An 11,994-nucleotide genomic window follows, 5' to 3' on the forward strand; every position below is an offset into this window, starting at 1 on the left:
CGCCCCTAGGCGTTCGCGGGGGCGGGAGCGCCGAGCACCAGCGGCTCGACCTCTTCGCGGACCTTGCGCTCGACGAAGAACGCGGCCAGCGGAATGGTGCCGGAGACCAGCACCCAGAGGAGCTTGCCGAACGACCACTTGGCCTTGGAGCCCAGGTCGAAGGCGAACACCAGGTAGATCATGAAGAGGACACCGTGGGCCTGCGAGACCGCGAAGGTCAGACCGGCGCCGGTGTCGAAGCCGTACTTCGCCACCATGCAGGCACAGAGGATCAGGAGCATGACCGCGGTCACGTAGGCCATGACGCGGTAGCGGGTCAGCACGCTTCGTTTCATGCCGTCGAGCCTAACCGTCCGTTTTGCTCGATCTTGACGCGGGCCCTCGAAGCGAAAGGGACGGCCTAGTTCTCCTCGAAGTCGGCGGCGGCCACGCGCAGCGGGCGCAGCAGCGCGAAGATCTCCGCGCACTCCTCCGAGTCGTACACGCCCAGGCCGAAGTCGATCCGCATCAGGTCCCGGGTGGCGGCCTCGACGACCTCGCGGCCCTTGTCGGTGATGGAGGCGAGCGTGCCGCGGCCGTCGTTGGGATTGGGCCGCTTGTCGACCAGCCCGGAGCGCACCAGCCGGTCCACGGTGTTCGTCACCGACGTCGGGTGGACCATGAGCCTCTCGCCGATCTTCGACATCGGCAGCTCGCCCGCCTTGGAGAAGGTGAGCAGCACCAGCGCCTCGTAGCGGGCGAAGGTCAGCCCGTACGGCTTGACCACCGCGTCGACCTCGCCGAGGAGGATCTGGTGCGCCCGCATGATCGAGGTGATGGCGGCCATCGAGGGCACCGGCCCCCAGCGCTGCTGCCAGAGTTCGTCGGCACGGGCGATGGGGTCGAAGGGAAGGCTGAGCGGCTTGGGCACGCACCGACCCTACCGGGCGGTCATTTGGTGACCACCCCCGTCTCACTCCTCGGCCCTTCCTCCTGTCGGGCGCTCGCGCGCAGCTCCACCAGGAGCAGCAGGACGACGACCGTGCCGAGCAGACCGGACGCGGTGACGACCTGGTGCACGGGCAGGAATTCGGCGGCCAGGCCGGCCAGGGCCATGCCGACGCCTTGAAGGGTCATCAGACCGGTGCTGAGCAGGGTCATCGCCCGGCCGCGCAGCTCGTCGGGGACGGCTTCGACGTACCACTGGTCGAGCCCGAGGGTGTGCGCGTGGGCGAGGCCGACGAGCAGCAGGGCGACGAGGACGACGGGCACGCCCGGCCTGACCGCGTAGAGGAGCAGCGGCAGCAGTCCGGCGGCGGCGAGCGGGACCACGATCCGGGAACGCGTTCGGGCGGTGAGCGCGGAGCCGGCCCAGAGTTCGCCGGCGATGGTGCCGACGGGCATGGCGCACATCAACAGGCCGAGGACGGCGGTGTCGGCGCCGATCCCGGCGGCGTACGGGGCGAGCAGCGCCTCCGGTACGACGACGAAGAGCGGCGGCAGCCAGAAGAGGAGGGTGAGCGCGCGCAGCCGGCGGTTCCCGAACACGGCGCGGGCCCCGGCGAGCGGAGAGGTACGGGCACGCGCGCGGACGGGCCGCAGCCTGGTTCCGTACCTCAGCAGCAGGGCGGACGCGAGGAAGCCGGCGGCGGTGAGCGCGATGGCCCCGCGCGGTGCGAGGACGGTGAGCAGGATGCCGCCGACCCCGAAGCCGATGAGCAGGGCGCTCTGGGCGACCATCCGCAGCAGCGAGCGGCCGAGCACGAAGGCTTCGCCGGAGCCGAGGACGTCGGCGAGGGAGGCGTTGCGCGTGCCCTGGAACAGCGGCGCCACGAAGGCCATGGCGCAGCGCAGGACGAGGAGCACCGCGACGGGCGTACCGGGTACGGCCATGGCCGCCGCGCAGAGCGCGCAGAGCAGATCGCACCCGACGAGCACCCGCCGCGCGGGGTGCCGGTCGGCGACCGGGGCGAGCAGGGTGCCGCCCAGCGCGTACGGGAGGAACCCGAGGGCGAAGGTGAGCGCGCTCATCAGGGGCGAGCCGGTGACCCGGAAGACGAGGACGGTGAGGGCGATCTCGGCGACGACGATGCCGAGTACGGACATCAGGTGCGCGGCGAAGACGGCCCGGAACTCCCGTATCCGGAACACGGAGCGGTAGCCGCCGGGGGCGGCCGGGGTGACGGTTGCCATGCGGGGCAGCATGCTCCGGCTAGGCTGCGCCCCGTAGAGATTCGGGCTGACCCGAATCTCTACGGGGGCCCCGGACCGAACCCCGTCCGCAGGGGGCCGGCCTCCGGCAACGGCGCCGCACACGCCGCTGGGCCATCCAGCCCCGCCGGCGTTTGAGGCGCGGGGGTCCGGGGGCCGGCCCCCGGCAGCGGCGCGGCACACGACAGAGGAACGGTAGGCATGGGGTTCCACTTCCGGTTCGGGCCCGGTGACCTGCTCCGGTGCCGGTTCTCGCTCTCCCCCCGCTGGGAAACGCAGGAGGCCGTACGGACGCTGCTGCGGCCGCACCGGCAGGCGTACCACCTGCCCTGGCTGCGGCGGGTCCGGTCGGCGGCCGAGGGGCTGGACCTGCGGCCGCTGTGGATGCTCATGCCGCGCAGCGGGCACCACCCCGACTTCCTCAGCCCGCCGCCGCTCGGCCCCTCCGTCACCTTCGAGGAGGAGCTGGCCCGGGTGCGGGCCGCCGATCCCGGCCCGGTCCGGGAGGAGCTGCGGCGCTCCCTGGTCTGCACTCCGGGGGCCCTGGAGAGCGACATCGGGCAGCACCTGCTCGCGGATCCCGCCCGGGCGGTGCGGGAGTTGGCCGACCTGATGGAGCGGGCCTGGGAGACCCTGGTCGCCCCGGACTGGCCGCGGCTGCGCGCCCTGCTGGAGGCCGACATCCTGTTCCACTCCCGGCGCCTGACGGCCGGCGGGCTCCGGGCGCTCTTCGACGGCCTGCACCCGGACCTGCGGTGGCGGGCCGACTCCGACACCCTCACCATCGACCGCCCCGGCCACCACGACCGCGCACTCGACGGCCAGGGGCTGCTGCTGATGCCGAGCGCGTTCGGCTGGCCCGAGGTGGTCGGCGGCTACGACCCGCCCTGGCAGCCCACGATCGTGTACCCCGCGCGGGGCATCGGCGCGCTGTGGACCGCCACCGCCGGACCGACCCCGGACGCGCTGGCCCGCCTGCTCGGCCGGGCCCGGGCCGAGGTGCTGTGCGCGCTGGACGAACCGGCCGCGACCACCGCACTGGCCCACCGGCTCGGGCTGGCCCCGTCCACCGTCTCGGCGCATCTCGGCGTCCTGCACGCGGCGGGCCTGCTCACCTCGGCCCGCCACGGCCACCGGGTGCTGTACGAGCGCACCCCGCTGGCCATCGCCCTGACCTCGGTGTCGCACGAGGGCGATCACTGACCGTCATGTCACGATTGCTCCGGTTCGCCGCCCGCCCCTGCCGCCCCTCCGCCCCCAGGTAGAAGAGGAAGAGGAAGCCGGATGCCCCCCGCCGCTCCACGACGCCGCCTCCCGGCCGTCCTCGGTCTCCTCCTGCTCCTCGCGGCCGCCCCGGCCTGCTCCGACGGATCCGCAGGGTCCGAAAGCCCCCCGCCCGAACCCGGCGCCCCGGCTGCCGCGGCCGACAGCGCCGAGTCCCCCTTCTGGGTCGACCCGCGGAGCGCCGCCGCCCGGCAGGTCGCCGCCTGGGAGGCGGCGGGCCGCTACAGCGACGCCCAGGTGCTGCGCAGGATCTCGGAGCGGCCGATGGCGCTGTGGGCGCCGGGTGGCGACCCCGGGCCCGAGATCCGCCGGGCCGGGGCGGGGGCGAGGGCCGCCGGACGGACGTTGGTGCTGGTCGCGTACAACATCCCGCACCGCGACTGCGGCCGGAACCCGGCCGGCGGCGCCAAGGACGTCCGGGCATACCGCAGTTGGATCGGCGCATTCGCCGACGGCATCGCCGGCACCAAGGCCGTCGTCATCCTGGAGCCGGGCGCCCTCGCGCACGCCGTCGACGGCTGCGTCCGCGCCGAGCACCACGCCGAGCGCTACCGGCTGCTCTCCGAGGCCGTCGACCGGCTCAAGCGGAACCGGAACACCAAGGTCTATCTGGACGCGGGCAGTCCGGCCTGGATCCGCAACCCGGCGGACCTGGTGGCACCCCTGCGCAGGGCCGGCCTGGAGCGCGCCGACGGCTTCGCCCTCAACGTCTCCGACTTCCAGCCCGAAGCGGCCGCCCGGGCCTACGGAGCCGAACTCTCCAAGCGCGCCGGGAACAAGCACTTCGTCATCGACACCGGCCGCAACGGCGACGGCCCGCTGCCCGGCGACCGGGCACGGTCCGGGTGCAACCCGCCGGGCCGCTCCCTCGGCCGGGCCCCGACCGACGGCACGGGCGACCCGCTCGTGGACGCGTACCTCTGGGTCAAGCGCCCCGGCGATTCCGACGGCCCCTGCCGCGGCGGCCCGACGACCGGCACCTGGTGGCCGGACTACGCCCTGGGCCTGGCCCGCCGCGCCAAATCCGGCCCCGCCGGCACCTGAGGCGTGGGGGTCCCCCCGGACGGAGTCTGGTGGGGGCACCTCCCAGCGGTAGCTGGGGGAGAGGGTCCGGGGCGGAGCCCCGGCAACGGCGCCGCACATGCGAAGGCGCCCCCGGCAGGCCAAGGGCGCTCGGCAAAGTCGGTGGCTCAGCCCTCGGAGAGGTGCCGCTCCACGGTCTCGACCTTCGACGTGATCCCGTCCGAGACCCCGGGACGAATGTCGGCCTTCAGGATGAACGAGACCCGCGGCGCCCGCTCCTCCACCGCCGCCACCGCACGCCGGACCACGTCCATGACCTCGTCCCACTCGCCCTCGACGGTGGTGAACATGGCGTCGGTCCGGTTCGGCAGCCCCGACTCGCGGACCACCCGCACCGCGTCGGCCACGTACTCGCCGACCTCCTCGCCGACCCCGAGCGGGGTCACGGAGAACGCGACGATCATGCGTCGGCCGCCTCGCGCGCACGGGCCGCCGTCACGCTGTCGGCCTCGTCCCGCTTGAGGAGCTTGTCGCCGTACAGGCCGCCGAAGGGCACCAGCGCGAGCACGAAGAACAGGGCGACCTTCTTGACCGGCCACTTCGCCTTGTTCCAGACGTCCAGCAGGAAGATCGCGTAGATCACGAACAGGATCCCGTGGATGATGCCGAGCGGCATCATCAGGAAGTCGATGTCCGAAACCCGGCTCAGCACCGAGCCGAAGATCAGCAGGGCCGGGAACGACAGTGCCTCCGGGACGGAGATGAGGCGCAGCCGGTGCAGGGCGGAGGCGGTCTTGATGTCCACGGGGAACCTTCGGGGTGTCTGGAGGCCTGGGGGCACCCCCGGACGGAGTCTGGGGGAGGTCCGTCCCAGTGTCTCAGCCGCTTTGCGCGATCTTGACCGGGCCCCCGATCGGCCCCCACCCGGACCCCGAACCACCCCCACCACGCCCAGGTGTGGCGTATATCGGCCACAGGGCCCTGTTCGGCTCCGCCCGCTGCCGATAACGTCATCCCGTGGCTCAGTTCCGACTCCAAGGCAGCAAGGTGCTCGCCGTCGACCTGACCGGGGATGCCGTGAAAGCGAAGAACGGCTCCATGGTCGCGTACGACGGGCAGATGGCCTTCAAGAAGATGACCGGCGGCGGCGAAGGCCTGCGCGGCATGGTGACGCGCCGGCTGACCGGCGAACAGATGACCGTGATGGAGGTACAGGGGCACGGCACCTGCTTCTTCGCGGACCGCGCGAGTGAGATCAATCTGGTCAATCTGCACGGCGAGAAGCTCTACGTCGAGTCCAGCAACCTCCTGTGCACCGACGCCGGCCTGCGCACCGGCACGACCTTCACCGGGCTCCGTGGCGCGACGTCGGGCAACGGCCTGTTCACCACGACCGTCGAGGGTTCCGGGCAGGCGGCGATCATGTCCGACGGCCCGGCCGTGGTGCTGCGCGTGAGCGCCCAGTACCCGCTGTCCGTGGACCCGGGGGCGTACATCGCGCACACCGGAAACCTCTCGCAGTCCTTCCAGTCCGGCGTGAACTTCCGCACGCTGATCGGCGAGGGATCCGGCGAGTCGTTCCAGATCCGCTTCGAGGGCGAGGGCCTGGTGTACGTGCAGCCCAGCGAGCGCAACACGATCGGCGGGGACGTCTGATGCCGTTCCGCGAGATCAACTCGAAGATGGTCGAGGCCCAGGTGATCCCGGGCCAGAAGATGTACAGCCAGCGCGGCGCGATGCTCGCGTACCGCGGCGAGGTCTCCTTCACCCCGAGCCTGACCGGTGGTCAGGGCGGGGTCATGGGCATGATCGGGCGCCGCGTGGCGAACGAGCAGACCCCGCTGATGTCGGTCGAGGGCAGCGGCACCGTCATGTTCGGCCACGGCGGCCACCACATCCAGGTGATCAACCTGACCGGCGAGACCCTCTACGTGGAGGCCGACCGGCTGCTCGCCTTCGACGGCACCCTCCAGCAGGGGACGATGTTCATGGGCTCCCAGGGCGGGGTCATGGGCATGGTCCGCGGCCAGGTCACCGGCCAGGGCCTGTTCACCACCACCCTCAAGGGGCACGGCTCGGTGGCCGTGATGGCCCACGGCGGGGTCATCGAGCTCCCGATCACCCCCCAGCGCCCGATCCACGTGGACCCGCAGGCGTACGTCGCCCACCACGGGGACGTCCGCAACAAGCTCTCCACCGCGCTCGGCTGGCGGGACATGGTGGGGCGCGGCTCGGGAGAGGCGTTCCAGCTGGAGCTGTCCGGCCAGGGCGCGGTGTACGTACAGGCCTCGGAGGAGAAGCTGTGAATTTCGGCCCCGTGACCACCGGCCCCGGCGGCCCGACGGTCTTCGACCCGTACACGCTGCCCTCCGACGACAACGTGAACGCGTACACCTTCTGCGTGGAGCTCAAGGGGAGCCAGTGGTTCCTGCAGAAGGGCAAGATGATCTCGTACTACGGGAGCATCGAGTTCAACGGCATCGGCAACGGCCGCTTCGACCGCCTGCTGCGCACCAGCTTCCACTCGCCGCTGCACGCCAGTGACTGGGTGGTGGCCGAGGGCCAGGGCAAGATGCTGCTGGCCGACCGGGCCTTCGACGTGAACTCGTACGACCTGGACAACGGGAACCTGACGATCCGGTCCGGGAACCTGCTCGCCTACCAGCCCTCCCTCGCCCTCAAGCAGTCGATCGTCCCGGGCTTCCTGACGCTGATCGGAACCGGGAAGTTCGTGGCGGCGTCCAACGGACCGGTGGTCTTCATGGAGCCGCCGCTGCGCGTGGACCCGCAGGCCCTGGTGGGCTGGGCGGACTGTCCGTCGCCCTGCCACCACTACGACCACGGCTACATGTCCGGGGTGATGGGCGGTCTGCGCTCGCTCACCGGCATCGGGGGCGCCTCGGGCGAGGAGCACCAGTTCGAGTTCGTCGGGGCGGGCACCGTACTCCTCCAGTCGTCGGAGATGCTGATGGCGGAGCAGGCGGTCGGCACGGTCGGCGCCGGGGCGGCCGCGGGCAACGCGCAGGGCGTTCCGGGGGCCGGTCAGGGACCATTGGGGCAGGTCGGCGTGCCTCGGATGCCGGGGCAGCTGGGTGATCTGCAGCGCCGCTTCGGCCTGTGATCCGCGCGACCCCCCGCCGCACTTTTGTACGTAATTCAACTTTCTTAGGTAGAGTTCAGTCATGGAGACCATGGAGACCGAGACCGCCACACGCTGGCTGACGGACGCCGAGCAGTGTGCCTGGCGCACCCACCTGGACGTCAGCAGGCTGCTGATGCACCAGCTGGAAAAGGACCTCCAGCCCTTCGGACTCACCAACAACGACTACGAGATCCTCGTGAACCTCTCGGAGTCGCAGGACCGCCGGATGCGGATGAGCGATCTCGCGACCGCCACCCTGCAGTCCAAGAGCCGGCTGTCCCACCAGATCACGCGCATGGAGGCGGCCGGCCTGGTCGTCCGCGTGAACTGCGAGTCCGACCGCCGCGGCCTGTACGCGGTGCTCACGGACGAGGGCATGGAGACCATGCGCAAGGTCGCCCCGCACCACGTGGCGTCGGTCCGCCGGCACTTCATCGACATGCTGTCCCCGGACGACCTGGCCTCCCTGCGCGCCTCCCTGACCCCGGTCGCCGACCACCTCCGCGACACCCGCGGCAAGGCCTGAGGCCCGCCGCGCGCTACCCGCCGGTCGGCCGGAGAATGGGCACTATCCGCCCGCTGCCGGCCGACCGCCGAGCAACCGTAAGCGCCATGGCCGGCCCGAGGAGGTCCAAGCCATGAAGCGCAACGCGTACATCTCCGCGGCCGCGGCCGTCGTCCTGACCGTGGGAGGCCCGGTGGCCGCCGCGGCAGCGGCGTCCGCCGACACGGCGAGAGCCGTGACCGCCGTCGCCGCCGTCCCCACCGCCGAAACGGCCGAGGAGGCCGCGGCAGCCGCCCTGAAGCACTACCCGGGCGTGGTCGAGTCCCTCGACAAGGACGGCACCCTCTGGCACGTCGACGTGATCAGCAAGGACGGCAAGGGCCACGCCGAGCTTGAGGTGGCGGCCGACGGCGCGGTCACCGAACGCAACCGCGACACCAACCAGGACGCCAACGAGCACAAGGAACTGCTCGCGGCCAAGGTCACCGCCACACAGGCGATGAAGGCCGCTCTGGGCGCCCACCCCGGTCAGGTCTGGTCCGTCAACTGGCAGGACGACGAGGACGGCAACGCCCACTACTGGGAGGTCGAGGTCCGGTCCGCCGACGACAAGACCTGGAACGTCCACGTGGACCACGCCACGGGCAAGGTGACCCAGTCCGGCGAGGACTCGGACGACGGCGACGACAACTGACCCCACACCGCCCCGGACCCCGGCGGGCCCGGGGCGAAGCCCCGAACCTTCAACCCCGCCGGGCCAATCCGGCCCGGCCGGCGTTTGAGGCGCGGGGTCCGGAGCGGAGCCCCGATCCTTCAGCCCCGCCGGCGTTTGAGGCGCGGGGTCCGGGGCGGAGCCCCGGCAACGGCGCCGCACCCCGCCCCGCGCCCGCCCGGCCCGGCCTCAGCCCTCGGTCAGCGTCGCCAGCAACGCGTCGGCGGCCGCGTAGGGATCGAGCTCACCCGCCGCAACCCGGGCGGCCAGCGCGTCCAGATGCGCATCGCCGTGCAGATCAGCCATCCGCGCCCGCAGCGCGGTGACGGCGATGGTCTCCACCTCACGGGCGGCCCGCACGGCCCTCCGCTGCTCCAGCACGCCCCGCTCGTCCATCCACGCCCGGTGCTTCTCCAGCGCCTCGACCAGCTCGTCGATGCCCTCGCCCCGCGCGGCGACCGTCTTCACGATCGGCGGCCGCCAGTCCTCCCGGCCCCGCGCCTCCCCCAGCCCCAGCATGTGGTTCAGCTCCCGCGCCGTGGCGTCAGCGCCGTCCCGGTCGGCCTTGTTCACCACGTACACGTCGCCGATCTCCAGGATCCCCGCCTTCGCGGCCTGGATCCCGTCGCCCATCCCGGGGGCCAGCAGCACCACCGAGGTGTCGGCCTGCGAGGCGATCTCCACCTCCGACTGCCCGACCCCGACCGTCTCGACCAGGATCACCTCGCAGCCGGCCGCGTCCAGCACCCGGATCGCCTGCGGGGCGGCCCACGCCAGACCGCCCAGGTGCCCCCGGGTGGCCATGGACCGGATGTACACGCCCGGGTCCGAGGCGTGGTCCGACATCCGTACCCGGTCGCCGAGCAGCGCCCCGCCCGAGAAGGGCGAGGACGGGTCGACGGCCAGGACGCCGACCCGCTTCCCCGCCTTGCGGTACGCGGACACGAGCGCCGAGGTCGAGGTCGACTTGCCGACGCCCGGCGACCCCGTGAGCCCCACCACGTACGCCCCGCCCGTCAGCGGGGCCAGGGCGGCCATCACCTCCCGCAGCTGCGGGGACGCCCCCTCGACCAGCGAGATCAGCCTGGCCACCGCTCTCGGCCTGCCTTCACGGGCCTGGGCCACCAGCTGGGGGACGTCCACCGCCGTCATACGTGCTGCGCTCCTCAAGGTTCCGGTAGGACTACGGGTACGGGCCGTCAGGCCTTCGGCACGCGCACGATCAGCGCGTCGCCCTGACCGCCGCCACCGCACAGCGCGGCCGCGCCGACCCCGCCGCCGCGGCGCTTCAGCTCCAGCGCCAGGTGCAGCACCACACGGGCGCCGGACATGCCGATCGGGTGGCCCAGGGCAATGGCGCCGCCGTTGACGTTCACCTTTTCCGGGGTCACGCCGAGGTCCTTCATTGACTGCACGGCCACCGCGGCGAAGGCCTCGTTGATCTCGATGAGGTCCAGGTCGGAGACCTCCAGGCCGTCCTTCTTCAGGGCGTGCAGGATCGCGTTCGACGGCTGCGACTGCAGGGAGTTGTCCGGACCGGCCACGTTTCCGTGGGCGCCGATCTCGGCGATCCACTCCAGGCCCAGCTCCTCGGCCTTGGCCTTGCTCATCACGACCACGGCGGCGGCGCCGTCGCTGATCTGCGAGGAGGTGCCGGCGGTGATGGTGCCGTCCTTCGCGAAGGCGGGACGCAGCTTGCCGAGGGACTCCACCGTGGTCTCGGGGCGGATGCCCTCGTCCTGCGAGAAGACGACCGGGTCGCCCTTGCGCTGCGGGATCTCGACCGGGGTGATCTCGGCCTCGAAGACGCCGTTCTTCTGCGCGGCCGCGGCCCGCTGGTGCGAGGCGGCGGCGATCTCGTCCTGCGCGGCGCGCTCGATGCCGAGGCGGGTGTTGTGCTTCTCGGTGGACTCGCCCATCGCGATGTTCTCGAAGGCGTCGGTGAGGCCGTCGTAGGCCATCGCGTCGAGCATCTCGATGGCGCCGTACTTGAAGCCCTCGCGGGACTTCGGCAGCAGGTGCGGGGCGTTGGTCATCGACTCCTGGCCGCCCGCGACCACGATGTCGAACTCACCGGCACGGATCAGCTGGTCGGCCAGAGCGATCGCGTCCAGGCCCGAGAGGCACACCTTGTTGATGGTGAGCGCCGGCACGTTCATGGGGATTCCGCCCTTGACGGCGGCCTGGCGGGCGGGGATCTGGCCCGCACCGGCCTGAAGCACCTGCCCCATGATCACGTACTGGACCTGGTCGCCGGAGATCCCGGCCCGTTCCAGCGCGGACTTGATGGCGAAGCCGCCGAGGTCGGCGCCCGAGAAGGACTTCAGCGATCCGAGCAGACGCCCCATGGGCGTGCGGGCCCCGGCGACGATCACTGACGTGGTGTTGTTCGTTCCGGACATGAGGCACAGCCCCTTGAGGATGAGGAGTGAACGAGGGTTTACATGAATGTACTGAGCGGTACCCGCGCCGTCACCGGGCTGTCGGTGTGATCGCTGGCACGTTGCGTGACCACCCTGTTCGGCGGTGCACTGGTCTCATGCTGACAAGAATCGACCACATCGGGATCGCCTGCTTCGACCTGGACAAGACCGTCGAGTTCTACCGTGCCACGTACGGCTTCGAGGTGTTCCACTCCGAGGTCAACGAGGAGCAGGGCGTGCGCGAGGCCATGCTCAAGATCAACGAGACCTCCGACGGCGGCGCCTCCTACCTCCAGCTCCTGGAGCCCACCCGCGAGGACTCCGCGGTGGGCAAGTGGCTGGCGAAGAACGGCGAGGGCGTCCACCACATCGCCTTCGGCACCGAGGACGTCCAGGGCGACTCGGAGGCCATCCGCGGCAAGGGCGTCCGCGTCCTCTACGACCAGCCCCGCACCGGCTCCATGGGCTCCTCGATCACCTTCCTCCACCCCAAGGACTGCCACGGCGTCCTCACCGAGCTGGTCACCTCCAACCCCGACCACTGATGTCCCGTATCCCCGGCCGGTAGAGTGGCCATGGCTCGGCCGGGGTTCGGTGCGGAGACGGGGTCGGGGCCTGTGAGCTCTGCCCCGGTATCTGACACCATTCCCCCGGGGGCGTCGTTCAGCGGGCGAGCGATGCTCATTTGGGAGTGAGCTTGCGACCAGGGGACGGA

General features: G+C 71.6%; 15 protein-coding genes. 8 read left to right on the forward strand and 7 right to left on the reverse strand.

The features are described 5' to 3' along the window. Positions 1-5 precede the first annotated feature (5 nt). The 3 genes from OG625_RS11920 to OG625_RS11930 all read right to left on the reverse strand — a co-directional run bounded on the left by OG625_RS11920 (position 6) and on the right by OG625_RS11930 (position 2,172). Positions 6-335, reverse strand: coding sequence for a DUF3817 domain-containing protein (locus OG625_RS11920; protein ID WP_329379128.1), 330 nt, complete (start codon positions 333-335; stop codon positions 6-8). A 65-nt stretch (positions 336-400) separates the two neighbouring features. Further along, on the reverse strand, positions 401-910 hold the full coding sequence (locus tag OG625_RS11925; protein ID WP_329379130.1) for a MarR family winged helix-turn-helix transcriptional regulator: 510 nt from the start codon (positions 908-910) through the stop codon (positions 401-403). Positions 911-930: 20 nt separating this feature from the next. Further along, complete coding sequence (locus tag OG625_RS11930) at positions 931-2,172, reverse strand: MFS transporter (RefSeq protein ID WP_329379132.1); 1,242 nt, start codon at positions 2,170-2,172, stop codon at positions 931-933. 219 nt (positions 2,173-2,391) lie between these two features. Here OG625_RS11930 and OG625_RS11935 point away from each other — a divergent pair, with 219 nt between their 5' ends. Continuing rightward, a complete protein-coding gene (locus tag OG625_RS11935; RefSeq protein WP_329379134.1) occupies positions 2,392-3,393 on the forward strand; it encodes an ArsR/SmtB family transcription factor in 1,002 nt (333 codons plus the stop codon). Between the two features lie 81 nt (positions 3,394-3,474). Then, positions 3,475-4,518, forward strand: a complete 1,044-nt coding sequence (locus tag OG625_RS11940; RefSeq protein WP_329379136.1) for a glycoside hydrolase family 6 protein — start codon at positions 3,475-3,477, stop codon at positions 4,516-4,518. 146 nt (positions 4,519-4,664) lie between these two features. Here the strand turns inward: OG625_RS11940 and OG625_RS11945 are convergent, their stop codons facing one another. Further along, complete coding sequence (locus OG625_RS11945) at positions 4,665-4,961, reverse strand: MTH1187 family thiamine-binding protein (protein ID WP_329379138.1); 297 nt, start codon at positions 4,959-4,961, stop codon at positions 4,665-4,667. Beyond that, complete coding sequence (locus OG625_RS11950; protein ID WP_329379140.1) at positions 4,958-5,302, reverse strand: DUF3817 domain-containing protein; 345 nt, start codon at positions 5,300-5,302, stop codon at positions 4,958-4,960. The genes OG625_RS11945 and OG625_RS11950 overlap by 4 nt, the downstream gene beginning before the upstream one ends. A gap of 212 nt (positions 5,303-5,514) precedes the next feature. On the opposite strand from OG625_RS11950, the gene OG625_RS11955 reads away from it, so the two are divergent. The 5 genes from OG625_RS11955 to OG625_RS11975 all read left to right on the forward strand — a co-directional run bounded on the left by OG625_RS11955 (position 5,515) and on the right by OG625_RS11975 (position 8,838). Further along, the gene (locus tag OG625_RS11955; protein ID WP_329379142.1) at positions 5,515-6,153 is read left to right on the forward strand and encodes an AIM24 family protein; all 639 of its coding nucleotides are present in this window, start codon (positions 5,515-5,517) and stop codon (positions 6,151-6,153) included. After that, positions 6,153-6,803, forward strand: a complete 651-nt coding sequence (locus OG625_RS11960; RefSeq protein ID WP_329379144.1) for an AIM24 family protein — start codon at positions 6,153-6,155, stop codon at positions 6,801-6,803. The genes OG625_RS11955 and OG625_RS11960 overlap by 1 nt, the downstream gene beginning before the upstream one ends. 11 nt (positions 6,804-6,814) lie before the next feature. After that, entirely contained in the window at positions 6,815-7,618 is an 804-nt protein-coding gene (locus tag OG625_RS11965) for an AIM24 family protein (protein ID WP_329390594.1), read from the forward strand. Between the two features lie 70 nt (positions 7,619-7,688). Beyond that, positions 7,689-8,165, forward strand: a complete 477-nt coding sequence (locus OG625_RS11970; RefSeq protein WP_329390596.1) for a MarR family winged helix-turn-helix transcriptional regulator — start codon at positions 7,689-7,691, stop codon at positions 8,163-8,165. 112 nt (positions 8,166-8,277) lie between these two features. After that, entirely contained in the window at positions 8,278-8,838 is a 561-nt protein-coding gene (locus OG625_RS11975) for a PepSY domain-containing protein (RefSeq protein ID WP_329379146.1), read from the forward strand. Positions 8,839-9,045: 207 nt separating this feature from the next. Here OG625_RS11975 and meaB read toward each other — a convergent pair whose 3' ends face one another. Next, complete coding sequence (gene meaB / locus OG625_RS11980; RefSeq protein ID WP_329379148.1) at positions 9,046-10,008, reverse strand: methylmalonyl Co-A mutase-associated GTPase MeaB; 963 nt, start codon at positions 10,006-10,008, stop codon at positions 9,046-9,048. A gap of 47 nt (positions 10,009-10,055) precedes the next feature. After that, positions 10,056-11,258, reverse strand: coding sequence for an acetyl-CoA C-acetyltransferase (locus OG625_RS11985; RefSeq protein WP_329379150.1), 1,203 nt, complete (start codon positions 11,256-11,258; stop codon positions 10,056-10,058). Between the two features lie 137 nt (positions 11,259-11,395). Here OG625_RS11985 and mce point away from each other — a divergent pair, with 137 nt between their 5' ends. Beyond that, a complete protein-coding gene (gene mce, locus OG625_RS11990) occupies positions 11,396-11,824 on the forward strand; it encodes a methylmalonyl-CoA epimerase (protein ID WP_274549601.1) in 429 nt (142 codons plus the stop codon). The last annotated feature ends 170 nt before the right edge of the window (positions 11,825-11,994 follow it).

The organism is Streptomyces sp. NBC_01351, from assembly GCF_036237315.1.
Lineage (GTDB): Bacteria > Actinomycetota > Actinomycetes > Streptomycetales > Streptomycetaceae > Streptomyces.

Excerpts from the sequence above, each read along its gene's own strand:
- OG625_RS11940 (WP_329379136.1), top strand. The coding sequence starts at position 3,475 with ATGCCCCCCGCCGCTCCACGACGCCGCCTCCCGGCCGTCCTCGGTCTC.
- OG625_RS11985 (WP_329379150.1), bottom strand. The coding sequence starts at position 11,258 with ATGTCCGGAACGAACAACACCACGTCAGTGATCGTCGCCGGGGCCCGC.
- OG625_RS11945 (WP_329379138.1), bottom strand. The coding sequence starts at position 4,961 with ATGATCGTCGCGTTCTCCGTGACCCCGCTCGGGGTCGGCGAGGAGGTC.
- OG625_RS11975 (WP_329379146.1), top strand. The coding sequence starts at position 8,278 with ATGAAGCGCAACGCGTACATCTCCGCGGCCGCGGCCGTCGTCCTGACC.
- OG625_RS11960 (WP_329379144.1), top strand. The coding sequence starts at position 6,153 with ATGCCGTTCCGCGAGATCAACTCGAAGATGGTCGAGGCCCAGGTGATC.
- OG625_RS11920 (WP_329379128.1), bottom strand. The coding sequence starts at position 335 with ATGAAACGAAGCGTGCTGACCCGCTACCGCGTCATGGCCTACGTGACC.
- OG625_RS11935 (WP_329379134.1), top strand. The coding sequence starts at position 2,392 with ATGGGGTTCCACTTCCGGTTCGGGCCCGGTGACCTGCTCCGGTGCCGG.
- OG625_RS11930 (WP_329379132.1), bottom strand. The coding sequence starts at position 2,172 with ATGGCAACCGTCACCCCGGCCGCCCCCGGCGGCTACCGCTCCGTGTTC.
- meaB (WP_329379148.1), bottom strand. The coding sequence starts at position 10,008 with ATGACGGCGGTGGACGTCCCCCAGCTGGTGGCCCAGGCCCGTGAAGGC.
- OG625_RS11970 (WP_329390596.1), top strand. The coding sequence starts at position 7,689 with ATGGAGACCGAGACCGCCACACGCTGGCTGACGGACGCCGAGCAGTGT.
- mce (WP_274549601.1), top strand. The coding sequence starts at position 11,396 with ATGCTGACAAGAATCGACCACATCGGGATCGCCTGCTTCGACCTGGAC.